25 protein-coding genes are annotated in these 23,569 nt (G+C 38.5%); 12 read left to right on the forward strand and 13 right to left on the reverse strand.

The features are described 5' to 3' along the window. Positions 1-44: 44 nt before the first annotated feature. Positions 45-560 (reverse strand): GspH/FimT family pseudopilin, encoded by a 516-nt coding sequence (locus tag POD11_RS14630; RefSeq protein WP_239967341.1) that lies wholly within the window; start codon positions 558-560, stop codon positions 45-47. Positions 561-939: 379 nt separating this feature from the next. Between POD11_RS14630 and omp38 the strand changes: the two genes are divergently transcribed. Next, complete coding sequence (omp38, locus tag POD11_RS14635; protein ID WP_014207589.1) at positions 940-1,983, forward strand: outer membrane protein Omp38; 1,044 nt, start codon at positions 940-942, stop codon at positions 1,981-1,983. A 120-nt stretch (positions 1,984-2,103) separates the two neighbouring features. On the opposite strand, the gene POD11_RS14640 is transcribed toward omp38, so the two are convergent. The 5 genes from POD11_RS14640 to POD11_RS14660 form a co-directional block, all read right to left on the reverse strand. Further along, positions 2,104-2,262, reverse strand: coding sequence for a hypothetical protein (locus POD11_RS14640; RefSeq protein WP_239967339.1), 159 nt, complete (start codon positions 2,260-2,262; stop codon positions 2,104-2,106). A gap of 2 nt (positions 2,263-2,264) precedes the next feature. Then, positions 2,265-3,470, reverse strand: coding sequence for an RtcB family protein (locus POD11_RS14645; RefSeq protein WP_262457664.1), 1,206 nt, complete (start codon positions 3,468-3,470; stop codon positions 2,265-2,267). Between the two features lie 266 nt (positions 3,471-3,736). Then, the gene (locus tag POD11_RS14650) at positions 3,737-5,197 is read right to left on the reverse strand and encodes an amino acid permease (protein WP_262457665.1); all 1,461 of its coding nucleotides are present in this window, start codon (positions 5,195-5,197) and stop codon (positions 3,737-3,739) included. 21 nt (positions 5,198-5,218) lie between these two features. Next, entirely contained in the window at positions 5,219-6,232 is a 1,014-nt protein-coding gene (locus POD11_RS14655; RefSeq protein WP_239967335.1) for a methyltransferase, read from the reverse strand. 63 nt (positions 6,233-6,295) lie between these two features. Then, positions 6,296-7,654, reverse strand: coding sequence for a uracil-xanthine permease family protein (locus tag POD11_RS14660; protein ID WP_016143111.1), 1,359 nt, complete (start codon positions 7,652-7,654; stop codon positions 6,296-6,298). A 178-nt stretch (positions 7,655-7,832) separates the two neighbouring features. Between POD11_RS14660 and typA the strand changes: the two genes are divergently transcribed. From typA to POD11_RS14675, 3 genes are all read left to right on the forward strand, one after another. Continuing rightward, positions 7,833-9,668 (forward strand): translational GTPase TypA, encoded by a 1,836-nt coding sequence (gene typA / locus POD11_RS14665; RefSeq protein WP_002116501.1) that lies wholly within the window; start codon positions 7,833-7,835, stop codon positions 9,666-9,668. 254 nt (positions 9,669-9,922) lie between these two features. After that, complete coding sequence (mscL, locus tag POD11_RS14670) at positions 9,923-10,354, forward strand: large conductance mechanosensitive channel protein MscL (protein ID WP_032055316.1); 432 nt, start codon at positions 9,923-9,925, stop codon at positions 10,352-10,354. Positions 10,355-10,490: 136 nt separating this feature from the next. Beyond that, complete coding sequence (locus POD11_RS14675) at positions 10,491-10,844, forward strand: gamma-glutamylcyclotransferase family protein (RefSeq protein ID WP_262457666.1); 354 nt, start codon at positions 10,491-10,493, stop codon at positions 10,842-10,844. Between the two features lie 10 nt (positions 10,845-10,854). On the opposite strand, the gene POD11_RS14680 is transcribed toward POD11_RS14675, so the two are convergent. Then, positions 10,855-11,145: a peptidylprolyl isomerase gene (locus POD11_RS14680; protein WP_262457667.1), complete on the reverse strand. Its 291-nt coding sequence runs from the start codon at positions 11,143-11,145 to the stop codon at positions 10,855-10,857. Positions 11,146-11,164: 19 nt separating this feature from the next. Further along, a complete protein-coding gene (gene mutM / locus POD11_RS14685; RefSeq protein WP_262457668.1) occupies positions 11,165-11,989 on the reverse strand; it encodes a bifunctional DNA-formamidopyrimidine glycosylase/DNA-(apurinic or apyrimidinic site) lyase in 825 nt (274 codons plus the stop codon). A 75-nt stretch (positions 11,990-12,064) separates the two neighbouring features. On the opposite strand from mutM, the gene POD11_RS14690 reads away from it, so the two are divergent. From POD11_RS14690 to POD11_RS14705, 4 genes are all read left to right on the forward strand, one after another. After that, positions 12,065-12,631, forward strand: coding sequence for a DNA-3-methyladenine glycosylase (locus POD11_RS14690; protein ID WP_239936052.1), 567 nt, complete (start codon positions 12,065-12,067; stop codon positions 12,629-12,631). Positions 12,632-12,764: 133 nt separating this feature from the next. Then, positions 12,765-14,894, forward strand: coding sequence for a TonB-dependent receptor family protein (locus POD11_RS14695; protein ID WP_262457670.1), 2,130 nt, complete (start codon positions 12,765-12,767; stop codon positions 14,892-14,894). A 9-nt stretch (positions 14,895-14,903) separates the two neighbouring features. Next, positions 14,904-16,013 carry an NADH:flavin oxidoreductase/NADH oxidase gene (locus tag POD11_RS14700; protein WP_224992776.1) on the forward strand — a complete coding sequence of 370 codons (1,110 nt, stop codon included), beginning with the start codon at positions 14,904-14,906 and terminating at the stop codon, positions 16,011-16,013. A 56-nt stretch (positions 16,014-16,069) separates the two neighbouring features. Beyond that, positions 16,070-16,993: an AEC family transporter gene (locus POD11_RS14705; protein ID WP_262457671.1), complete on the forward strand. Its 924-nt coding sequence runs from the start codon at positions 16,070-16,072 to the stop codon at positions 16,991-16,993. Positions 16,994-17,026: 33 nt separating this feature from the next. Here POD11_RS14705 and POD11_RS14710 read toward each other — a convergent pair whose 3' ends face one another. The 4 genes from POD11_RS14710 to POD11_RS14725 form a co-directional block, all read right to left on the reverse strand. Further along, positions 17,027-17,851 (reverse strand): tetratricopeptide repeat protein, encoded by an 825-nt coding sequence (locus POD11_RS14710; RefSeq protein WP_262457673.1) that lies wholly within the window; start codon positions 17,849-17,851, stop codon positions 17,027-17,029. Between the two features lie 183 nt (positions 17,852-18,034). After that, positions 18,035-18,745, reverse strand: a complete 711-nt coding sequence (locus POD11_RS14715) for a DsbC family protein (protein WP_262457674.1) — start codon at positions 18,743-18,745, stop codon at positions 18,035-18,037. A 146-nt stretch (positions 18,746-18,891) separates the two neighbouring features. Further along, complete coding sequence (ygfZ, locus tag POD11_RS14720; RefSeq protein ID WP_262457676.1) at positions 18,892-19,614, reverse strand: CAF17-like 4Fe-4S cluster assembly/insertion protein YgfZ; 723 nt, start codon at positions 19,612-19,614, stop codon at positions 18,892-18,894. A 59-nt stretch (positions 19,615-19,673) separates the two neighbouring features. Then, positions 19,674-19,790, reverse strand: coding sequence for a hypothetical protein (locus POD11_RS14725; protein WP_262457698.1), 117 nt, complete (start codon positions 19,788-19,790; stop codon positions 19,674-19,676). Between the two features lie 41 nt (positions 19,791-19,831). Here POD11_RS14725 and POD11_RS14730 point away from each other — a divergent pair, with 41 nt between their 5' ends. The 4 genes from POD11_RS14730 to POD11_RS14745 all read left to right on the forward strand — a co-directional run bounded on the left by POD11_RS14730 (position 19,832) and on the right by POD11_RS14745 (position 21,763). Beyond that, entirely contained in the window at positions 19,832-20,281 is a 450-nt protein-coding gene (locus POD11_RS14730) for an SRPBCC family protein (protein ID WP_262457677.1), read from the forward strand. Positions 20,282-20,418: 137 nt separating this feature from the next. Next, the gene (locus POD11_RS14735) at positions 20,419-20,775 is read left to right on the forward strand and encodes a DUF488 domain-containing protein (RefSeq protein ID WP_224992786.1); all 357 of its coding nucleotides are present in this window, start codon (positions 20,419-20,421) and stop codon (positions 20,773-20,775) included. Between the two features lie 90 nt (positions 20,776-20,865). Next, on the forward strand, positions 20,866-21,210 hold the full coding sequence (locus POD11_RS14740; protein ID WP_004789255.1) for a zinc ribbon domain-containing protein YjdM: 345 nt from the start codon (positions 20,866-20,868) through the stop codon (positions 21,208-21,210). A gap of 211 nt (positions 21,211-21,421) precedes the next feature. Then, positions 21,422-21,763: a YegP family protein gene (locus POD11_RS14745; protein ID WP_262457678.1), complete on the forward strand. Its 342-nt coding sequence runs from the start codon at positions 21,422-21,424 to the stop codon at positions 21,761-21,763. 53 nt (positions 21,764-21,816) lie between these two features. On the opposite strand, the gene POD11_RS14750 is transcribed toward POD11_RS14745, so the two are convergent. Next, positions 21,817-23,532: a proline--tRNA ligase gene (locus POD11_RS14750; protein WP_262457680.1), complete on the reverse strand. Its 1,716-nt coding sequence runs from the start codon at positions 23,530-23,532 to the stop codon at positions 21,817-21,819. Between the last annotated feature and the right edge of the window lie 37 nt (positions 23,533-23,569).

A 23,569-nucleotide genomic window follows, 5' to 3' on the forward strand; every position in this document is an offset into this window, starting at 1 on the left:
GCAAAAATTAAAGAGAGATATCTTCTGCATTAGACTGTAGAGTTCTAACAATTTTTTAGGTCTTCTAAACGGGTGTGCCCCATTTTGCTGAGAACTAATTTAAAGTTTTTAAGCTGATTATAAGAACAATAAGTAAAAGTGCCGTTAGACTCTCGTGGAAGGCCAGTGTCGCCTTGAAATACAATACTATTTAATTTTTTTCCAAACTTTTGAAATTTTAAAGAACCGTAGTGGTGAGCAAGTTCAATATTGCTCAAAATCTCCTCATTGCTTTCTCTCTGCAGGTTATGATTTGTGTCTACAAAGCTAATAAGGCTTGTATCCCAATTACTATTACATATAGACAAATCAACACTTGGACAAAGTACGACGCTCTTATGTCGTAGAATTGCGTCGTATTTGGCTTTTTGTATATGAATTGTGAGTAATCGAGAAACATTTTTTAATTCTACAGAAGCCATAAATTGATGGTATAAGGGAAGAGCTATAATGACCATAATCATAAGAATTGCGAGCGTTATAGTGAGTTCAAATAGCGTAAAACCGGGAGATCTAAACATTAAAATTCCTTAATATATGAAGAAATATTTTGATTTTATGCTTTCTATCAATGATTTATAATGATTTTTATAGTGAGGAAACACAAAATTAAATAAAGGTTATCAGGATGCTAGAATACTGGTAAAATCACCGTAAGCGAAAGAAAGAAGTTGTTCATATTTACTAGTTGAGTGAAAAATTACCGAATTACAACGGAAATTGTAAGTAATTTTGTCAATAATTTACTTGATTAAAATTATCAAGCACTTGGAAAGTCTATCAAGTGTTTGTATGATTCAAATGTGAATAGCTTAAAAATAATACTGGGGTAAAAATATCTCAGGGGCCAATAAATTTAGGCTGAGCTTGAACAACAATTGTTATCTCTGGAGGATATCCATGAAATTGAGTCGTATTGCACTTGCTATGCTTGTCGCTGCTCCATTAGCTGCTGCTAATGCGGGCGTAACTGTTACTCCTTTATTAGTAGGTTATACTTGGCAGGATAGTGACCACAACAACGATAAATTAACAAGTCATGCTGAATTACAAGATGATTTATTCGTTGGTGCTGCACTAGGTGTTGAATTAACTCCTTGGTTAGGTTTCGAAGCTGAATATAACCAAGTTAAAGGTGATCTTGAAGGTACTGGCGTAGCTGGTTCTGAATACAAGCAAAAAACTATTGCTGGTAACTTCTACGCAACTTCTGATTTGATTACTAAGAACTACGACAGCAAATTCAAGCCGTATGTATTATTAGGTGCAGGTCAAACTAAAACTGAGTTTGATGGTATCTATGAAGACAAGAAAGATACTATCGGTAATGCCGGTGTAGGTGCTTTCTATCGTTTGAATGATGCATTATCACTTCGTACAGAAGCTCGTGGTACTTATGATTTTGACGAAAAATACTGGCGTTACACAGCTCTTGCTGGTTTAAACGTAGTTCTTGGTGGTCACTTGAAGCCTGCTGCTCCTGTAGTAGAAGTTGCTCCAGTTGAACCAACTCCAGTTGCTCCACAACCACAAGAGTTAACTGAAGATCTTAACATGGAACTTCGTGTGTTCTTTGATACTAACAAATCAAACATCAAAGACCAATACAAGCCAGAAATCGCTAAAGTTGCTGAGAAGTTAACTGAATACCCTAACGCTACTGCACGTATCGAAGGTCACACAGATAACACTGGTCCACGTAAGTTGAACGAACGTTTATCTTTAGCTCGTGCTAACTCTGTTAAATCAGCTCTTGTAAACGAATACAACGTTGATGCATCTCGTTTGTCTACTCAAGGTTTCGCTTGGGATCAACCGATTGCTGACAACAAAACTAAAGAAGGTCGTGCTATGAACCGTCGTGTATTCGCGACAATCACTGGTAGCCGTACTGTAGTTGTTCAACCTGGTCAAGAAGCGGCAGCTCCTGCAGCAGCTCAATAATTTGAGTTCTTGAACAGTAAAAAAGCGACTCGTTAGAGTCGCTTTTTTTATTGCGATTTTTAAAATATTTAGTCATTTCTAAGTCTCCTTAATAATTACTACGATCTTGGTTTAAATTATTTACCAAATACCTTTCTTCAATTGCTGTTTAGTATCTTGTCTATCTTTACGATGTTGGGCACGAGGTTTTTCCGTTTCATGCATCCCACCTTTATGAAGTAAAGGGGATAGAGCTACTTGATTACGGACTTTGATTTTTGACATTTCTTTAATTTTCATGTTTAGCCTTTAATACATAAAACTTGTTTAAGAGTGTGAATAACTTCAATGAGGTCAGCCTGATTTGCCATGACTTCATCAATATCTTTATAAGCACTTGGGATTTCATCGACAACACCACTGTCTTTACGGCATTCAATACCTTGGGTTTGTTCAATAAGATCTTGCTGGTTAAAAAGAGTTTTTGCCTTGTTTCTACTCATCTTGCGACCTGCACCATGAGAACAAGAACAAAATGATTCAGGATTTGCCTTGCCTTTAACGATATAAGATCGTGCTCCCATTGAGCCAGGAATAATGCCTAACTCATCTAAGCCCGCTCTAATTGCACCTTTTCGGGTAATCAATAGATTTTCGCCAAAATGTGTCTCACGGCTTACATAATTATGATGACAATTAATCGCTTCTTTTGTCATTTGAAAAGAAGGTAAAAGTGGACGAGTCGCTTCTAATATTAAACGCATCATCTCTTTGCGATTTTCAAAAGCATACTCTTGCGCCCACTCTACAGCTTCTACATAATCATCAAAACTGTTTGAGCCTTCAGCAAAATAACTTAAGTCTTTATCGGGTACGTGGCCAAAGCGATGCTGAGCTTCTTTCTTGGCTAACTCAATAAAATAAGTACCAATGACATTACCCAGCCCTCTGCTACCTGAATGTAGCATCACCCATACGTCTTGATTTTCATCAATACATAACTCTATAAAGTGGTTACCACCACCTAAAGTCCCAAGCTGCTTTTGCCATGTTGCATCAAATTGTCGAAGCATACGAACAAGGCCAGGATGCTTTTTGATAATGGGCTCTAAGCGTTTTTCAAGTGGAATAATGCTGGAAGCCTTTGCCTTAACCTGTTTATGTAAAGCAAAGCCAACCGGGACTTTACGTTCGATTGCATCACGTAAACGACTTAAGTTATCAGGTAATTGTGAAGCCTTTAAACTCAAGCGAATTGCATTCATACCACAACCAATATCTACTCCTACAGCAGCAGGGATAATGGCGTGTTTAGTTGGAATAACACTACCTACAGTTGCGCCTTTTCCTAGGTGAACATCGGGCATAACAGCAATATGTGAATATATAAATTGCAGTTGAGCCATTTTCTTGAGTTGTTCGATACTTTCACTATCTATATCTTGAGTGAAAATTTTAACAGGAACACCGTAGAGTGCCTCCTTGTTTAATATTTTTTGTATGCCCATAATTTTTCTCTTATTTTTGTCCGAGCAGGCATAAAAAAACCTAGCGAATGCTAGGTCTTAAATTTGAGCATTCGGACAAGTAGTGTGAATTTGTACACTTGTCCGTGAGCTGACATCGTGCCAAATTATTTAATCTGTTTTACCTTGTAGTGTTGGCATGATGTCCTCCTTATTTAAAAGTGTCGTTGAAAATCTGAACGGCATTTTACGCTTTTTTAATCAAAGATCAAGCTTTTGATCTTTGATTAACTTTTAATTACCGATTCTTAGTCTTGCTCTGGCTTCACATTCATTTGATCGTAAGAGATCAATTTGGTTTTATTTTTCCACTTATAGCCTAACCAGATGATCAAGAACAAAGGCAAGCTAATATAGGTTGAAAGTAAGCCCAACCAATCAATTTTTCCACCTAAAATGGCTTGATAGTTCTGTCCTAAGATAATGATTGAACAGAGAATAAAGGCAAACCAAGGGGCAAATGGGAAAAATTTGGCACGATATGCTAAATCTCCTAATTTATAGCCTTGAGCAATATATCCTTTACGGAAACGATAGTGTGAAATCGCAATTCCTAACCAAACAATAAAACCGCACATACCAGACATATTGAGTAGCCAGTTAAATACTTGCTTCTCTCCAATAAATGTCGTCAAGAAACAAAATGCGGCAATAAATGTGGTGGCATATAGCGCGTTCATCGGGACGCCACGACCATCAAGTTTTGCAAACCACTTTGGTGCGCGGCCTTCTTGAGCCATTTTAAATAACATGCGAGTTGAAGAATACATGCCTGAATTACCTGCTGACAAAATAGCAGTAAGAATGACAGCGTTCATTAAACCCGCAGCAAAAGCAAAGCCTACTCTCTCATAGAGCAATGTAAATGGAGATAGTGCGATATCCTCAGTGGCAGCTGCTTGTAATAGGTTCGGGTCATCATAGGCGATTAGAGTACCGATAATGAAAATACACAGGATGTAGAATAATAAGATTCGCCAGAAAATCTGTTTGATTGCCAGTGGAATCGTCTTCTTTGGATCTTTTGATTCGCCCGCAGCAACCCCAACCATTTCGGTTCCTTGGAAAGAGAACCCGGCAATCATTGCTACACCAATCATGGCTTGTAAACCGCCAACAAAAGGTGCTTCTTTGTAGGTCCAGTTCCCGAAAGTTGCAACTCCCGGAGTTAGCATGATCTTGATGATCATGGCTAAGCCAATAATAATAAAGGCAACAATCGCAATCACTTTAACCATTGAGAACCAGAATTCGCTTTCCCCGAATCCCTTAACCGTCATCGCATTAATCATGAAGATAACGATAAGAAATAGGGCACTCCAGTAAAATCCTGGAATATCAGGGAACCAGAACTTCATAATGAACTGGACCGCAACAAGTTCGAATGCAACTGTAATGGCCCAGTTATACCAATAGTTCCAGCCTAGAGCGAAACCAAAACCTTCTTCGACATAACGACTGCCGTAAGTAAAAAAGGCACCAGATGTTGGCGTATGAGTTGCAAGCTCACCTAAGCTGGTCATTAAGAAGTAAATCATAATGCCAATAAGTGAATAGGCGAGTAGCGCTCCACCTGGGCCAGCATTTGCAATGGTTGATCCAGAAGCAAGGAAGAGGCCTGTACCAATGGAACCACCAATGGCGATCATATTCAGATGACGAGCCCCAAGCTTACGCTGGAGTTTTTCAGGAGCATGTGTTTCGCTCATGGAGATTCCTTACATAGTTTGTTATGCACAGGCATATAACACCTTAAAGCCTTGAAGATCAGTTTTAATCTGGCACTGACCAAAGTGCTTCTCAATTAAGATCGGATAGTTTAAAAAACGGTTTGCTACAATCCATAGCTCACCTGATGCCTTTAAATGTTTTTTAGCGTTTTGGCAGAGTCCTTCACTTGCATCATAGTTGGTATGAATACCTTGATGGAAAGGGGGATTACTGACAATGGCATCGAGTTCTGTTGGAGCGTCTGCAATACCTGTAACAGGCTGCAATCTCAACTGGTCTGAACCTATTCCATTTCGACTAAAAGTCATTTCCGTTGACCGTAAAGCGAAAGCATCAATATCTAGGGCATGAATAATATTACTTGAATTTATTTTTGCCAAATAGCAACTGATAATTCCAGCACCACACCCGAAGTCGGCAATTCTACCTGATTTCACCTGATTAAGATAAGGGAGTAAAACAGCAGTTCCGATATCGAGATGATTTTGGCTAAAAACACCCGGAAGGGCACAAATCGTAAGCTCTTGTTCATTCACCTGAACAGTGTAACTTTTAAGCCAGCTTTCTAGAGGTTTAAGTTGTTCTGTTTTTTCAATCTTTAAGTGCCATAGCTGACAATGGCGTGCACTATCGAGTTTAAGTACTTTACCAAAGCTTTGTAATTGTTTGGCAGCACGTTCAACACCACCCTTTTTTTCACCCACTAAAAAAACAGACTGATCAGTTTTCAGATTGCTCATGACTACATGCAATATGTAATTTAATAGTTCTTTAGATTTGGGAACAAAAATAACGGCTTGATCGAATTCTTGTAATGGGAACTCAACTGAGAAATGCGCATTTGTTCCATTATTTATAAAGCCTTGATAGTCAGCATGATTCCACGTCCAGACTGACGCATCAGTCTCGGCTGGTAATTGACTGACTAGGGCATCATTCGGTGCATTAATTAACAAGATTTTACCTTTTAAGTAGTCTTGTTGTCTCAATACCACTTCACTTCTAGGATCCATGTACATCTCTCATGAAGAAGAATGCCCAGTGGAAACTGGGCAGTAATCAAAATTAAAAAATAGTTATTTGTGTGTTTCAGGGAGGACAACATTTAAAATTAATGCTGCTATACCGCCTGTCGCTACGCCAGAGCTAAAAATATTTTTAAATAATTCTGGTAGGTGTTCCAAAATTTGAGGAACTTGAGCAACACCCAAACCTAGTGCAAGTGAAATTGCGATAATTAAAAGTGCTCGGCGATCTAAATGAATAGATGAGAGGATGTTAATACCTGATGCAGCCACGGCACCGAACATGACCATCACAGCGCCTCCTAAAACAGCTTGAGGAACTGCTTGTATTACACCAGCTACTGCGGGGAATAAGCCTAATAAAATAAGTAAAGCAGCAATCCAGATACCTACATAACGACTTGCTACGCCAGTGAGTTGGATTACCCCATTATTTTGAGCAAAAACAGAACTAGGGAAGGTGTTAAATAAACCTGCGAGTAAGGAGTTTGCACCATTTACTAAAACACCACCTTTAATACGTTTCATCCATTCAGGACCATTAACAGGTTGGTTTGAAAGTTTACTGGTTGCAGTAACGTCACCAATCGCTTCTAAAGAAGTGACTAAGTAGATAAAAGCCATTGGGATGAATAAGCCCCAAGAAAAGCTTAACCCAAAGTGCATTGGTGTTGGAATTTGTACAAGAGGGGCATCTTTAATACCTGAGAAATCCAGGTGTCCCATAAATCCTGCAAGAATATAACCAATGACTAAAGCAATTAAGATTGCCGAACTTTTAATCCATACCACTCGAATACGATTTAGAATGATAATAATGGCAAGTACGGTACATGACATAATAAGGTTGTCTGCACTTGCAAAAGTATGGTCTTGCATGGCTTGATAACCACCACCCATGCTAATCAAGCCTTCCTTAATAAGCGTTAAGCCAATTAATAAAACAACAATACCGGTTACTAAAGGAGTAATTAGTCTTTTTACCCATGGAAGAATCTGGGAAACACCCATTTCAATGAATGAGCCAGCAATTACTACACCGAAAATTGCAGCCATAACTTGGTTTACTGGCGTTCCTGCGGCAACCATTGCACTACCAATACCAATAATTGGACCAATAAAGTTAAAACTTGTACCTTGAACAATCAAAAGACCTGCACCAAACGGGCCGACTTTTTTACATTGTAAAAATGTAGCAATACCGGAAATCACCAAAGACATCGATAAAATCATGTTGGTTTCGGTACGTGACACACCTAAAGCTAAACAAATTAAAAGCCCAGGTGTAACAATTGGTACAATAATCGCAAGTAAATGCTGGAACGCTGCTAAAAAAGCGACCAAAGGTTTTGGTCGATCATCTAAGCCATAAACGAGGTCAAGATGGTCTTGAGAGTGTTGATTGGACATGGGTGTAGGTACGCCGCAATTTCGCAAATTGGCGCTATTCTAATCGAGATACCTATCTTTACAAAACGAAATACAGGCTATTAGAAAATTTTTTTGTCAATGTCAATAAACTGTCACTACTCAAGAGTAGTGTTTTTCTGTATAATTTGCCCTCAAATTTCAGGCGTTTCGAATTTTCATGTCAGATATCAAAAATCTCCGTAATATCGCAATTATTGCGCACGTCGACCACGGGAAAACCACACTTGTCGATAAACTACTTCAGCAATCTGGTGCTCTCGGTGAACGAGCAGGCGAGATTGAGCGTGTCATGGACTCAAATGCGCTTGAAAGTGAACGTGGTATTACCATTCTTGCAAAGAACACTTCTATTACTTGGTTAGATAAACGTACTGATACAACTTACCGTATCAACATCGTGGATACCCCGGGACACGCCGACTTCGGTGGTGAAGTAGAACGTGTAATGTCGATGGTTGACTGCGTATTACTTTTAGTTGACTCTCAAGAAGGCCCAATGCCACAAACTCGTTTTGTGACACAAAAAGCCTTTGCTCGTGGTTTAAAACCAATTGTTATTATTAACAAAGTAGACAAACCAAGTGCACGTCCAGATTGGGTTATTGATCAAGTATTTGATTTATTTGATAACCTTGGTGCAACTGACGAGCAATTAGATTTCCCAATCGTTTATGCATCAGGTTTACGTGGTGTAGCGGGTCCTGCTCCTGAAGAACTTGCAGAAGACATGACTCCGTTGTTTGAAACGATTGTAGACATCGTTGAACCACCAGCAGTTGATGTTGATGGTCCATTCCAAATGCAGATTTCATCACTTGACTATAACAGCTTCGTAGGTGTTATCGGTGTTGGTCGTATTCAACGTGGTTCAGTAAAATTAAATACTCCTGTTACTGTAATTGACAAAGAAGGCAATACACGTAACGGTCGTATCTTAAAAATCATGGGTTACCATGGTTTAGAGCGTATCGATGTTGAATCAGCATCTGCTGGTGATATCGTATGTATTACTGGTATCGACGCACTTAACATTTCTGACACGATTTGTGATCCGAAAAATGTTGAAGCATTACCAGCTTTATCTGTAGATGAACCTACAGTATCTATGACTTTCCAAGTAAACAACTCTCCGTTTGCTGGTAAAGAAGGTAAATTCGTAACTTCACGTAATATCCGTGAACGTCTTGACCGCGAATTAATTCATAACGTAGCGTTACGTGTTGAAGATACTGACAGTCCAGACCGTTTCAAAGTATCTGGCCGTGGTGAACTTCACCTTTCAGTTTTAATTGAAAACATGCGTCGCGAAGGCTTTGAAATGGGCGTATCACGTCCACAAGTAATCATCAAAGAAATTGATGGTGAAAGACAAGAGCCTTACGAAAACGTAACTTTTGACGTTGAAGAACAGCATCAAGGCGCTGTAATGGAACAAATGGGTCACCGTAAGGGCGAGATGACCAATATGGAAGTTGACGGTAAAGGCCGTATCCGTATTGAAGCAACTGTACCTTCACGTGGTTTGATCGGTTTCCGTTCTGAATTCTTGACCATGACTTCTGGTACAGGGATCATGACTTCAAGCTTCTCGCATTATGGTCCTGTTAAACAAGGTACTGTTGCGAAACGTCAAAACGGTGTATTGATTTCTATGGTTCAAGGTACTTGCTTGGGCTATGCATTGTTCAGCTTACAAGACCGTGGTCGTTTGTTCGCTAAACCACAGTTAGAAGTTTACGAAGGTATGATCGTGGGTATTAACTCTCGTTCAGACGATATGGTTGTAAACCCAACTAAAGCGAAACAATTAACTAACGTTCGTGCATCTGGTACAGATGATGCTTTAACTTTAGTACCTGCAATTGAATATACGCTTGAACAAGCGCTTGAATTCATTGAAGACGACGAATTAGTTGAAGTAACACCTAAATCAATTCGTATCCGTAAGCGTTACTTGACTGAAAATGAACGTAAACGTAACCGTGATAAATAATTTTTCTTAACTGAAAAAGAAAAAACCGCTAAATTAATTTAGCGGTTTTTTTAATCGTTTATTTGAAATTAAATTAGGCTTAAAATCATATTTTTCTTGTAAGAGAATATGTTGTTAAAGTGTGAAATAGCTTTCTTTTTTTGATAAAAATATTAAATTATCAATATCATGGCGAGTACTATCTAATCTGATAAGATGCCAATGAAAAAGAAAAATATGATGTATTTCGACCCCCGACATCTGGAGATGTTTAGATGAGTATTATTCAAGAATTTAAAGAATTTGCCATTAAAGGCAATATGATGGATTTAGCCATTGGTGTGATTATTGGTGGTGCTTTTGGCAAAATCGTGGACTCTTTAGTTAAAGATATCATCATGCCGCTTATCACTGTAATTACTGGTGGTGGTGTTGATTTCTCTCAAAAGTTTATTGTGTTAGGTGCAAACCCTAATAACTTACAATCTTTAGATGCCTTACAAAAAGCAGGTATCAACGTATTAACTTATGGTAACTTCCTCACCATTTTAATTAACTTCCTGATTTTAGCTTGGGTTGTATTCTTGATGGTGAAATTATTAAACAGACTTCGCCGTGATAAGAATGAGCCAGAAGCTCCAGCTGCAACTCCTGAAGATGTTCAGTTATTGCGTGAAATTCGTGATGAGTTGAAAAAACAAGCTTAATAAAATTTGAAATAAAAAACGGTACCAAGAGTACCGTTTTTTATTAATGAGTATTTTATGCTGAACTATAGATATTGTTAAAATTATCAAAGTACAGATATGCTTAATTACGTATATTTAAAAAGGATATAAATGAATGAATCAGCTTTTTGTGTATGGCACTTTATGTCCAAATCAAGCAAACGCTCATATTTTAGAGCAGATTGCTGGTAACTGGACGAAAGCTAGTGTACGAGGAGTGATCCATATTTTAGATTGGGGGCCAGACAAAGGTTTAAAAGCGCTTGAGTTAGATTCGCAAGCAGGTTGGGTAGAGGGCTACTTATTTAGCTCTGAAAAATTGGCTGAAAATTGGCAGATGCTAGATGATTTTGAAGGTTTTCAATATCAACGTGTAATCGCAGATGTAAAACTAGAATCAGGTGAGTATGTTAAAGCCTGGACATATCAAATGAATGCGCAGGCGCAAGTTTCTGAAAAAAATAATTAAAATAATGGAATCAACGTAAGCTACCCATTCTGAATTTAACTTCTAAAAGATGATAGCCAAATTGGCTTTTGATTGGGCCTTGTAGCACACGTTCAGCAGCTGTAAAAACAACTTTGTCAATGATAGGCACTAATTGCCCTTTTTTGACTTCACCAAGTTCACCACCACGCTTTGCCGAGTTACAGGTGGAATATTGTTTAGCAAGCTTGGCAAAATCAGCACCACTTTGTAGCTTCTTTTTTAGCTGTTCGGCTAAGTCTTTATCTTTGACTAGAATATGTCGGACAATTGCTGTTTGCATGTTGTCTTCCTCCAAAAAATTAAGGCTTTCTCAGCTTTTTAAGCGGTTGGCACTGTGGGCAAAATACGCTGGCACGCTGACCAAGTTTCAAGTTTTCTAATGGGGTTTCACAGTTAACACACATTTCTCCAGCACGACCATAAGCAAGCAATGTTTGCTGGAAATAACCATTTTCTCCCATGGCATTGCTGTAGTCTCGTAAAGTCGAGCCACCCAACTCAATTGCCGACTTTAAAATACGTTTAATCTCGACAACCAGTTTCTCAATTTGTTGCATGCTTAAGTCACTAGCGGGCTGGGCTGGGTGAATACCTACATTAAACAAGCTTTCGGTTGCATAGATATTGCCTACACCGACTACAACATGGTTATCCATAAGTGCAATTTTTATGCCGACAGCTTTGTTTTTAAGTTTGGAAGCTAGATATTCTGCATGAAAGTCGTTACTTAAAGGTTCAGGCCCTAAAGTATCTATAAGTTTGCCTTGAGTTTCTGGGTTAAGCCAAAGAATACAGCCAAAACGACGTGGGTCATGATAGCGTAACTGTTGATCTTCAAATTGAATAATCAGATGATCATGTTTTCTCAGTTCATCGTTTGGTTGACACAGGCGAAAGCTACCTGACATTCCTAAATGCCAAAGCATTTGATCTTGTTCAAATTCTGCCAAAATATATTTTGAACGTCGATTTAAGCCAATCAGACGTTGTCCAACAAGTTTTTGAACATCATCTGGTATAGGCCAACGTAAACTTGGGTTACGTACCTCTATACTTTGAACTTTTTGATTCAATAGCGGAAATAAACTGGTTTTGGTTGTTTCGACTTCGGGTAACTCAGGCATGCCAACTCGCAGAATTAACAGATATACTGGATTAATCAAGTATAACGTGTGGTATGTAATATTTCAGAGATTACTATGTCAGATATCTTACCATTAAGCTGGTTTCAACGTGAAACCTCAGAAGTGGCTTATGATTTAATCGGTTGCGTATTGTGTAAGCGGCAACCTGATGGTCAAGTCATCCGCTCTACAATTAGTGAAACAGAAGCTTATTTGGGTGTTCGCGATAAAGCTTGCCATAGCTACAATGATAAACGGACAGCACGAACAGATGTAATGTATCGCCCTGGTGGTACGATTTATGTCTATTTAATTTATGGCATGTATGAAATGCTTAATCTTATTACTCAGACAGAAGGTATTCCTGAAGGGGTAATGATTCGTTCTGCATTTTTAAGTGGTGCTTCAACCAAAAAAGATTATAAGCTTTTGGCTGGACCGGGCAAATTGACACGTTATTTAGGCATTGATCGATCTTTAAAAGGCCAGACTTTGGGTGAAGAATCTGGTTTGTGGGTGGAAGCAGCATCAACACAGCCAGAAGTGGTATTGACGCCACGTATTGGAATTGATTATGCCGAAGAGGCAAAAGATTGGCCTGAACGATATTGCTGGAAAGATCATCCATCTTTGAGTCGATAATTTTAATCTGGAAGTAAATTTTTGGATATTGGTGAGGATTGTTCCAGATTTACAACAATACAGACCGAATTCAATAGCCAGACAAGACACTGCTTTTGTTATCATAACTACAATATAAACAAAGGAAATAAGCATGTCATTATTACGCTTAGACCGACTTCATTACTGTATTTTGATGAGTATGGGCTGTATTTCTAGCCCGATTGTGTGGGCAGAAGACTTAAATTCAGACGTGGCCAAATTGCCAACTTTACATGTGGAAGCGACACGTACCGATACAACCTATTTGCAAACACCAGCTTCAGTTTTTCGAATAGATGCACCTCAAGTCGATACTTCTTCACAAGTAAATTTAACTGAAGTTGTGAAGGGTGTACCGAGTTTACAGCTTCGCAATCGTGAAAATTATGCTCAAGATTTACAGTTATCTATGCGTGGTTTTGGTGCACGTTCAACCTTTGGTGTTCGAGGTATTCGTCTTTATGTGGATGGTATTCCTGCGACAATGCCAGATGGACAAGGCCAAACGTCTAATATTGATTTAAGTAGTTTGGATCATGTTGAAGTTCTAACAGGGCCGTTTTCTTCACTTTATGGAAACTCATCGGGCGGAACAATTTTAACGACTACTAAAGAAGGGCAAGGGAAGGACTCAATTGAGCTGAGCTATTCGGGAGGCAGCCACGATAAAAGCAGAGCAGGACTCGTGCTACAAGGCGGGGCAAAGGGCGCGAATGAACCAAGCTATGTTATTAGTTCATCATATTTCGACACGGATGGTTACCGAGAACATAGCGGTGCAGAAAAAGTATTAAACAATGCAAAGCTCAGTTGGAATCTTGATGATGGTAGTAAAATCAACTGGGTGACCAACTATGTCAAAATCCATGCAGACGATCCGCAGGGCTTGACCCGTGATCAGTGGAATGCCAATCCGAAGCAACAAGTCCCATTTTTAAAGCAATTTAATGTCCGTAAAGATATTGAGCAGACTCAAACTGGCGTAACATGGGCTAAACCTATTAATGACCATAATGAGCTTTATGCGATGGCATATTTAGGCAATCGTCAAGTCACTCAATATCAATCTATCCCTAAGTCAACACAAGATGCGAATGTAAACCATGCGGGTGGAGTGATTGATTTTGAGCGTAATTATTATGGTGCCGATTTCCGTTGGACAGGTAAAGAGTTACTTCCGAATACCACTGTAAGCGTTGGTGTTGCACTTGATGCAATGGATGAAGACCGTAAAGGTTTCGAAAACTTTAATTTAGTAAACGGTCAGCCTTCTTATGGCGTCAAAGGTAATCTACGCCGTGATGAAGACAATAAATTGTGGAATATTGACCCCTATTTGCAAGCTTCATGGCAGTTCTTACCAACATGGCGTTTAGATACAGGTGTACGCTATAGCAATGTGCATTATAAATCGGAAGATAACTATTTAAGCAATGGCGATGATAGTGGTAAGACTGATTATAATAAAGTTTTACCTTCTGCTACTTTAAGCTGGCAAATTATACCTGAGCTTATGGCCTATGTAAGTTATGCCAAAGGCTTTGAAACACCAACTTTTACTGAAATGGCATATCGACCAGACGGAAAAAGTGGTTTTAATTTTGATTTAACGGCATCAACAAGCGATACCTATGAAACGGGCTTAAAATCACAAAACTATTTAGGTGATTTTACTTTGGCAGTATTCCAGACTAAAACCAAAGATGACATCGTTTCTGCAGGTAGTTCAAATGGCCGATCAACCTTCCGCAATGCAGATAAAACCTTGCGTGAGGGGGTAGAGTTTGCATGGAATAAAAAGTTGTGGAGAGATTTAACAGCGACTGCAAGCTATACATATTTAGATGCAACTTTTGATGCTGATATTCCAGCTTTAGGGAATATTGCTCAAATTCCATCAGGCAATGCCATTCCTGGAATTGCCAAAAACCAAGCTTATGCCTCTTTGGCTTGGCAGCCATCGCACGGTCTATATGGTGGTGTAGATGTACAGTATATGGATAAAGTATACGTGAATGATACCAACAGTGACGCAGCACCGAGCTACAGTGTAACCTCAGCTAATGTTGGTTATGCATGGGTAATGGGCGATTGGAAAGTGAATAGCTTTGCCCGTGTCGATAACCTATTTGATAAAAACTATGCAGGTTCAGTGATCGTAAATGATGGTAATGGACGCTACTTTGAACCAGCGGATGGACGTAACTGGAGTGCAGGTTTACGTGTAATTAAGCAATTCTAGGAATTAAAAATGGCAAAATTATTTGAAACGGTTAACTTTGGTTCACTACAACTGGTCAATAGAATTGTAATTGCTCCGATGTGCCAATATTCGGCAACAGATGACGGTGAAATTACCTATTGGCATGAACAGCAATGGGCAAATTATGCATTGTCTGGTGCAGGGCTCTGTATTGTGGAGGCGACTGCTGTACAGCCTGAAGGTCGAATTAGCTATGCTGACCTTGGACTGTGGAATGATCAGCAACGTGACCAAATCAAAACGTTGTTAGCTAAGGTTCATACACTTTCTCCGATGCCATTTGGAATTCAGTTAGCACATGCAGGCCGTAAAGCATCTACTGAAAAACCGTGGTTAGGTAAAGGTCAGATTGCAAAAGATCAGCCTCATGGTTGGCAAACGGTTGCTCCAAGTGAAAGTACCTTTTCAGTGCATGATGCAGCGCCCCATGCTTTGACCATTGCTGAGATTAAACAAGTTCAACAAGACTTTGCTGCAGCTGCAAAACGTGCGGTAGAGGCTGGATTTGAGTTGATTGAAATTCATGCGGCGCATGGTTATTTACTACACCAATTCTTATCGCCAATTGCCAATCAGCGAACTGATGAATATGGTGGTTCTTTAGAAAACCGTATGCGTATGACCCTTGAGGTTCTTCAGGCAATTAAACTCGCTGTACCAGAAGGCTATCCTGTAGGTGTTAGATTGTCTGCGACCGATTGGTTAGAAAGTATTGAGCATTGGGATATTGAGTCTACAGTGGGTTTATCAAAAGCTTTAGAGCAATTGGGCGCAGCATACGTGCATGTGTCTAGTGGTGGTTTGCACGAGCATCAATCTATTACGATTGGGGCGGGCTACCAAGTTCCTTTTGCTGAACAAGTCAAAAAGCATGTGTCTATTCCAGTCATTGCTGTAGGGTTAATTACTGAGCCAGAACACGCTGAACAAATTTTGGAAAACCAGCAAGCTGATGCTATTGGTCTTGCTCGTGCAATGTTATATGACCCAAGATGGCCTTGGCATGCAGCAGCCGCTTTAGGTGCAGAAGTTAAAATTGCACCTCAGTATTTGCGTTGCCAACCTCATGGATTAAAACAGCTTTTTAACTCTTTTTAATTGTATTGGGCAAAGTCATCTTTGCCCATTTTTCTTTCGCTAAGTGAGGACGGTCAGTGGTTTTTCAGGTTATTTTACCTATCTTGATATTGCTATTGATGGGCTATGTTTGTGTTCTCATCAAATTGGTAACACCTGAACAAATCAGGGTACTTAGCGCATTCGTAATTAAAATCTCCTTACCCGCATTTTTAATTCACTCATTGGCGAATAAAAATTTACAAGATATTTGGCATCCCGCTTATTTTATTGCTTATGGCGGAGGGTCCTTAATTTTATTTTTCTTGGCTTTCATTCTCTATCGAAAATATTTTAAAAATAGCTTAACTCATAGCGCCGTCATCTCGATGGGTGCATCTATGTCCAATACTGGATTTATGGGAACGGCTATTTTGACCATGCTGATAGGTAATCATGCTGCGATCTATATTTCTTTAACACTTATTATTGAAAATTTATTGATTGTAGCACTCATGTTGATTTTGGCCGAAGCTGGTTTACATCAACAACAAAATCTTTTACCGCTTTTAAAACAGACTTTTTTAAATTTACTCAAAAATCCTGTAATTATCGCTATTTTGGTTGGAATGGGATGTATTCTTTTAGATGTTAACCTTCCTACAACGCTTGATCAGTCTTTAGAGTTACTTGGACGCACAGCTTCGCCTTTGGCTTTGTTTGCCATTGGCGGAAGTCTAGTTGGTATTGGAATTACAACAGTAAATACAGAAAGTGTTTTCTTGGCGATATTGAAAGTTATCCTCATGCCATCCGTGATTTTTTCACTCTTTTTGGTCACTCCCAATGTAAGTCGTGAAATGCTTTATGCAGGAACATTAATTGCTGCTTTACCAATGCCGATTGCTTTTGGAATTTTTGGACAAGCCTATGGCTTAAATGAAAAAGCATTAACACCGCTTATGATTAGTACGATTGTTGGTTTTATTGGTGTTAGCGGGCTGATTGCTTTGTGGTGGTAAAAGAAAAGCCCCATGAGGGGCTTATATCATTCATTATTTTTTCGGTGCTAGCTGTGTTGGAGCATTGGCAGCCTGTTTGCTCTTTTCTGCAATAATCTTATCAACCGAAGCTAACGATTCTTTAGCATTTGGAACATTTTGATTGGCAAGTTCAGTAAAAATCTTTTTTGCTTGCGGTAGATTTTGCGGAATGATATTGCCATTCGCCATCATGGTTGCTAAAGCCATAGAAGCAGGTGCATAACCTTTTTGTGCAATTGACTGTAAAGCTTCAATGCCTTGGCGTTTCATTAAAGGATTTTTATTTTCAACCCCTTGGCTAATATCGTAAAGTGCTTTGACCTGAATCGCAGGGTAGTTGCCTTTTCGAATTAAAGGTGCCAATTTTTGCAGGGCAATTTGATGTGACTGCGGTTTTTTCTGTGCAAATAAAATCGTCGCAATTTTCACAGTTGCATCATCAGAACCTTGAGCTGATGCCTTTTGAACATATTGACTGAATTTATTGCTATCTTTAGCAACGCCTAATTCACCAGTCTCATAAATTTGTGCAAGCGTATAACTTGCTTGGGCATAGCCTTTATTTGAAGCGTCTTCATAGTATTTAAGAGCTTTAGAAGAGTCTTTTGCTGTACCTTGGCCCATTTGAGTCATATAGCCTAAGTTATAGATAGCTTGGGCATTACCTGATTGGGCTAAGCGTTGCATTTCCTGAAATGCAGCAGAATAATTTTTTGCTGCATAGAGTTGTTCAGCTTGTTTGAAAACATCGGTTTTCGCAGCAGTCGCTGTGTTATCAGTTGCAAAAATTGATGCACTTGAAAGGGTGATTAGGCTTGCGATTAGTAATTTCTTCATTTCTTTTTAACCTTTTACTTCGTAGCTACATCAATCCATTGATGCATTAAAGAGTTTCAATTTCTCATCATAAATATTGATTGATGAAAGTAAACAGCCGATTTGTATATAAAGCACTGCACTTTGGGCAAATTGTGGAGAAAAATACCCACCCACATTCATAAAATGGAGTGGGTAATATTGTTATTTTGCTGACTGAAGTAATGCTTCAATTTGCTTGGCATCAGTTGGTACGCCAGAGAGTCTTTGGCCATCTTGCAAGAACAGAGTAGGTGTTCCATCGATATTTAATTTTTGACCTAAAGCGATATTTTTCTGAATTGGGCTTGAGCAACTTTTGCTATTTGTTGGCAATTTGCGATTAAGCATGTAGTTTGTCCAAGCTTCTGCCGAATTTTTTGAGCACCAGATTTGATTTGAAACTTTTTCAGCATTTGGATGCAAACTGGTGAGAGGATAAAGGAATACATATACCGTTACGTTATCAACCCCAACCATATTTTGTTCTAGACGCTGGCAATATGGGCAATCAGGGTCACTAAAGATATAGATCGTACGTTCGCCTTTACCTTTTACATATTTAATGGCCTGATTTAATGGCAAACTTTTAACGTCAATCTTACCCAATTCGGCAATTCGTTCTTCAGTCATATTTTTTTGTTGTTTGATGTCGACTAAATTACCAACAAAAAAGTACTTCGCATCTTGGTTTGTATAGACAATGCGACCGCTTGTATACACTTCATAAATACCTTGTACAGGAGATTGATAAACACCTTTTACAGGTAAATCGGGATAATTCGTCTTAAGATTTTGTTCAAGTGTTTTAACATCAGCGTGAGCAGAACCGAAAATAGCCAGACCCAACATGAGTGTAGCAAGTTTAGTTTTCATCTTTTTTCTCTTGAATTACAACAGGGCTAATGATGGCATATAAAGCTTAAAAAATTGACGTTCTAATATAATGAAATCATTAGTGTTTTGTATCTATAAAAAAGCCCACTAATTTAGCAGTGGGCAGTTTGAACTAATAAAAGTTATTATTGTGGTCTTGCTACGTCGCCACTTAAAGCTTCTGGTAACTCAAGAACTTGAAGCCCTAACTCTTGAAGAGCAGCAGGTTTAGCTACAACTAAAGCAAGATAGCCTTCATCATTTGCAATACTATTAACGACTTCTACATCGTTATTTAATTGAGTTGCTGAAGCTGGTGCTTCACCTGTACCTTGCACAAGATGTAACCAGTGTTTTGGTTTTGCTTTAAACCAAAGGCGTGCCACAATTTCCTGGCCTAAGTAACAGCCCTTGTCATAATTGACGCCTTCACGTTGATGTAAACGTAATTCCTGTGGTTGGAATTCATGTTCAGTTATCTGTGTAATCCAAGCTTGACCAGTCATAATGGCTTGTTTTTGCCATTCAGAAATATCAGTTTCAGCAGTAGTGAACTCAGTTTGATGATTCACTACTTTTGGGAACACAATGCCTTGTTCGCTTAAGGTCATTTTTGAAAAGGCGCCATACTTTTTAATGTGTTTGGCAAATTCTTCAGCTTGATCTTGAGTAACTACAATTTCAAAACTTTCAGCATTAATCTTCTTTAGCCATAAGCCAAAGTGAATACGGCCTTTAAGATCACAAATAGCTGTATAGCGAGTTGTATTTTCAGCTAAACGTTCAGTATCTACAGTAACTTGGCCTTGTAAAAACTTTTGTGCATCTACACCGTTTAAAGCATATGAGGAGAAAGCGAGCAGTCTCATGATTAATCTCAAATTCAATATGTTTCTTTATGATTGCTGACTATTTTGCTCCATTTTTACTAAAAAATCAGCCATAGTTTTCGTAATTTGATTTTGTGCTGCATATCGATTTTTAGTTTAAAAAAACACCAAAAATATACGTTTGGATAAATTGGAAGGTTTAAGCTAATAACGATAATTTCAATAATTTTAGGGAAATTAAAATAAGGAGAATACGATGACAACAGGAACAGTAAAATTTCATCGTGTGTTTAAGGCTCCAGCCGAGCGAGTCTATCGTGCATTTTTAGATCCAGATGCTTTAGTAAAGTGGTTGCCACCCCACGGTTTTACTGCCAAGGTTTATAGTTTTGATGCAAATGTTGGTGGTTCATACAAAATGAGTTTTACCAATTTTTCAACAGGTTCAACCCATGCTTTTGGTGGAACATATGTTGAATTAGTTCCAAATGAATTAATTCGCTACAACGATCAATTCGATGATCCAAATTTACCCGGAACTATGCAAGTCACTATTACATTAAAAACGGTAATGGTGGGTACAGAAGTGCATATTACACAAGAAGGAATACCTGAAGTTATTCCTGTAGAAGCCTGCTATTTAGGATGGCAAGAATCACTATCTTTACTCACATTATTAGTTGAAGCTGAAATTCCAGACCAATAAAAAGTTATTTTTAGAGCCGCATAGAAAAGTGAGTAGATTTATTTCTGCTCACTTTTCTTTTTGAGCTTTATTCTAAATGAATAAAATATAGAATAATTTTATAACTTCAAAATATGAACAATATGCAGAGAAAAACGATGGATATACATATTAAAAGAATTTATGAAAAGGCCGACCCTAGTGACGGTAAGCGAATTTTGGTTGACCGCCTATGGAGCAGGGGAATTAGTAAAGAGAATGCTCATTTAGATTTATGGCTAAAAGAAGTGGCTCCTTCAACTGAACTTAGAAAATGGTTCCATGCTGCAACTCCAGATCATTGGGAAGAATTTAAGCAGCGTTATTTAAAAGAGCTTGAAACCAACTCCGCAGTTGAAGAACTGCAAAAGATTGTAGCTGAGCATACAGTTACGTTTTTATATTCAGCAAAAGATATTGAAAATAACCATGCAATTATTTTGAAAGAATATTTATTAAGTAAAAACTTAAAATGAATATATAAATTTTTTTTTGGTTAAAGTCTTTTATTTAAAACTTTAAAAAATGAATTGTATCTCGCATAATATACTTTTTGAGATTTTTTCATGTCTTTGCCAAACTGCCCAAAATGCCAATCAGAATATACTTACCAAGATGGCGACTTATTGATTTGTCCTGAATGTTCACATGAGTGGAAAGAAGGAGAAGCATCGCTTACTGAAGAACAAGAAATTATTAAAGATGCGAATGGAAATGTCTTGGCAGATGGCGACAGCGTCACTGTAATTAAAGACTTAAAAATTAAAGGTTCATCTTCAGTCGTTAAAGTCGGTACAAAGGTAAAAACGATTCGTTTAGTTCCAGATGCAAGTGATGGCCATAATATTGATTGCAAAATTGATGGCATTGGTCAGATGAAATTAAAATCTGAATTTGTAAAAAAAGCTTAAACTGTTAATTATTATTACATTTCAGCAGAGATAGATGTATATATCTCTGCTTTTTAAATTTCTAACATCATTCTAATTTTATTACGAAAAAGTATAAAAAATGGGCTATTCAAGGAATAATTGGGGCTTTATATTGTTATTAATAACAAAAAACTTTCGTCCAAAATAATAACGAAAGTCATACCCACACCAACAAAAAAATGAGGTTTTTATGGCAGGATGGTACGAAATTTCACAAGCGAGTGATGGACAATATCGCTTTATCCTAAAGGCAGGTAATGGTGAGCCTATTTTAAATAGCGAGCTATATAAGGCAAAAGCCTCTGCTGTAAATGGTATTGAATCAATTCAGAAAAATAGTGGTGATGACGCCCGATATGAGCGTTTAACTGCAAAGAATGGGAAACCTTACTTCAATTTAAAAGCTGCAAATCATCAAATTATTGGCACGAGTCAGTTCTATGCAAGTGAAGCTTCACGAGATAAAGGAATTGAGTCGGTTAAAAACAATGGTTCATCAATCAATATCAAAGACTTAACGGTTCAGGCATAAGATTGAGTTAAAAAAAAGCAGCTTCGAAAAGCTGCTTTTTTATTTAGTATTTATTAACGCGCTAACTTAGCTAAAAGCTCTTCTTTCGTTAAATTGCTCGCTTCAGTATCTCGGCGGCCTTTATATTCAAAAGTACCTGCATCAAGACCTTTTTCACCAATAACAATACGGTGTGGAATACCCATTAACTCAAGGTCAGAGAATTTAACGCCTGGGCGTTCATTACGATCGTCAAGTAATACGTCAAAACCTTGAGCTTGAAGTTCTGCATAAAGTGATTCTGCTGCTTCAAGAGTACGTGGTGATTTGTGCGCATTCATTGGAACAATGGCAATTTCAAAAGGTGCAATGGCTTGAGGCCAGATAATACCTTTGTCATCGTAGTTTTGTTCAATTGCAGCTGCAACAACACGTGTTACACCAATACCGTAACATCCCATGGTTACTGTAAATGGTTTGCCATCTTCACCTAGAACTTTACAGCCTAAAGCTTCAGAGTATTTAGTACCAAGCTGGAAAATATGACCTACTTCAATACCACGTTTAATTTGTAGTGTGCCTTTGCCATCTGGAGATGGATCGCCTTCAACCACATTACGTAAATCAAAAACTTCGCTAATTTGCGCATCACGTTCCCAGTTTACGCCAACTGCATGTTTGTCCGCTTCATTTGCACCAGCAACGAAGTCAGAAAGAACAGATGCAGCGCGATCAACAATAACAGTCAAACCTTTTTCGACTAAACCTTGTGGACCAGTAAAGCCAGCAGTTAAACCAAATGCTTGAAGTTGTTCTTCAGTTGCAAAAGTAAGAGGAGCCGCAACTAAAGGATGCTTTTCAGCTTTAATCTCATTCAGTTCGTGGTCGCCACGTATAAATAGCGCAACGACAGGAACATTCCCTTTCTCGTCTGCAACACCTTGAACCAATAATGCTTTAACAGATTGCTTTGGATCAGCATTTAAGAATTGGCAAACGTCATCAATTGTTTTTTGGTTTGGTGTTTCAACCAATTTTAGTTCTTGTGTCGGTGCTGCACGTTCACCAACTAAAACAGCCTCAGCCATTTCAACGTTTGCTGCATAATCAGACTCAGTTGAAAATGCGATGTCATCTTCACCACTAGCAGCCAATACGTGGAATTCGTGTGAAGCTGAACCACCAATAGAGCCTGTATCAGCTTGAACTGGACGGAAATCTAAACCTAAGCGAGTGAAAATACGGCTATAAGTGTCGTACATTACGTCATAAGTTTCTTGTAATGATTCTTGAGTTGCATGGAAAGAATAAGCATCTTTCATGATGAACTCACGTGAACGCATTACACCAAAACGTGGACGGATTTCATCACGGAATTTAGTTTGAATTTGATAGAAATTTACAGGAAGCTGCTTATAACTTTTTAATTCGTTACGCGCCATATCCGTAATAACTTCTTCATGCGTTGGCCCAAGTACAAATGGGTTCGTATGACGATCTTTAAAACGTAATAATTCAGGACCGTATTGTTCATATCGACCTGATTCTTCCCAAAGACTTGCGGGTTGAGTCACGGGCATGAATACTTCCATTGCGCCTGAACGGTTCATTTCTTCACGAACAATCGCATCTACTTTTTTAAGCACACGTGTTCCCATCGGCAGCCATGTATATAAACCAGATGCCAATTTACGAATCATCCCCGCACGTAACATGAGCTGGTGTGAAATCACTTCAGCATCATTTGGGGTTTCTCTCAACGTTGCAAATAAAAAGCGGCTTGCGCGCATGGAAAAAGTCCTAAAAGTTAAGCGTTATAAAAACGCA

Source organism: Acinetobacter sp. P1(2023) (assembly GCF_028367635.1).
Lineage (GTDB): Bacteria > Pseudomonadota > Gammaproteobacteria > Pseudomonadales > Moraxellaceae > Acinetobacter > Acinetobacter pittii_E.

What these genes read in the sequence shown, in the direction of transcription:
- POD11_RS14630 (WP_239967341.1), bottom strand. Translation starts at nt 560, where the DNA reads ATGTTTAGATCTCCCGGTTTTACGCTATTTGAACTCACTATAACGCTC.
- omp38 (WP_014207589.1), top strand. Translation starts at nt 940, where the DNA reads ATGAAATTGAGTCGTATTGCACTTGCTATGCTTGTCGCTGCTCCATTA.
- POD11_RS14640 (WP_239967339.1), bottom strand. Translation starts at nt 2,262, where the DNA reads ATGAAAATTAAAGAAATGTCAAAAATCAAAGTCCGTAATCAAGTAGCT.
- POD11_RS14645 (WP_262457664.1), bottom strand. Translation starts at nt 3,470, where the DNA reads ATGGGCATACAAAAAATATTAAACAAGGAGGCACTCTACGGTGTTCCT.
- POD11_RS14650 (WP_262457665.1), bottom strand. Translation starts at nt 5,197, where the DNA reads ATGAGCGAAACACATGCTCCTGAAAAACTCCAGCGTAAGCTTGGGGCT.
- POD11_RS14655 (WP_239967335.1), bottom strand. Translation starts at nt 6,232, where the DNA reads ATGGATCCTAGAAGTGAAGTGGTATTGAGACAACAAGACTACTTAAAA.
- POD11_RS14660 (WP_016143111.1), bottom strand. Translation starts at nt 7,654, where the DNA reads ATGTCCAATCAACACTCTCAAGACCATCTTGACCTCGTTTATGGCTTA.
- typA (WP_002116501.1), top strand. Translation starts at nt 7,833, where the DNA reads ATGTCAGATATCAAAAATCTCCGTAATATCGCAATTATTGCGCACGTC.
- mscL (WP_032055316.1), top strand. Translation starts at nt 9,923, where the DNA reads ATGAGTATTATTCAAGAATTTAAAGAATTTGCCATTAAAGGCAATATG.
- POD11_RS14675 (WP_262457666.1), top strand. Translation starts at nt 10,491, where the DNA reads ATGAATCAGCTTTTTGTGTATGGCACTTTATGTCCAAATCAAGCAAAC.
- POD11_RS14680 (WP_262457667.1), bottom strand. Translation starts at nt 11,145, where the DNA reads ATGCAAACAGCAATTGTCCGACATATTCTAGTCAAAGATAAAGACTTA.
- mutM (WP_262457668.1), bottom strand. Translation starts at nt 11,989, where the DNA reads ATGCCTGAGTTACCCGAAGTCGAAACAACCAAAACCAGTTTATTTCCG.
- POD11_RS14690 (WP_239936052.1), top strand. Translation starts at nt 12,065, where the DNA reads ATGTCAGATATCTTACCATTAAGCTGGTTTCAACGTGAAACCTCAGAA.
- POD11_RS14695 (WP_262457670.1), top strand. Translation starts at nt 12,765, where the DNA reads ATGTCATTATTACGCTTAGACCGACTTCATTACTGTATTTTGATGAGT.
- POD11_RS14700 (WP_224992776.1), top strand. Translation starts at nt 14,904, where the DNA reads ATGGCAAAATTATTTGAAACGGTTAACTTTGGTTCACTACAACTGGTC.
- POD11_RS14710 (WP_262457673.1), bottom strand. Translation starts at nt 17,851, where the DNA reads ATGAAGAAATTACTAATCGCAAGCCTAATCACCCTTTCAAGTGCATCA.
- POD11_RS14715 (WP_262457674.1), bottom strand. Translation starts at nt 18,745, where the DNA reads ATGAAAACTAAACTTGCTACACTCATGTTGGGTCTGGCTATTTTCGGT.
- ygfZ (WP_262457676.1), bottom strand. Translation starts at nt 19,614, where the DNA reads ATGAGACTGCTCGCTTTCTCCTCATATGCTTTAAACGGTGTAGATGCA.
- POD11_RS14730 (WP_262457677.1), top strand. Translation starts at nt 19,832, where the DNA reads ATGACAACAGGAACAGTAAAATTTCATCGTGTGTTTAAGGCTCCAGCC.
- POD11_RS14735 (WP_224992786.1), top strand. Translation starts at nt 20,419, where the DNA reads ATGGATATACATATTAAAAGAATTTATGAAAAGGCCGACCCTAGTGAC.
- POD11_RS14740 (WP_004789255.1), top strand. Translation starts at nt 20,866, where the DNA reads ATGTCTTTGCCAAACTGCCCAAAATGCCAATCAGAATATACTTACCAA.
- POD11_RS14745 (WP_262457678.1), top strand. Translation starts at nt 21,422, where the DNA reads ATGGCAGGATGGTACGAAATTTCACAAGCGAGTGATGGACAATATCGC.
- POD11_RS14750 (WP_262457680.1), bottom strand. Translation starts at nt 23,532, where the DNA reads ATGCGCGCAAGCCGCTTTTTATTTGCAACGTTGAGAGAAACCCCAAAT.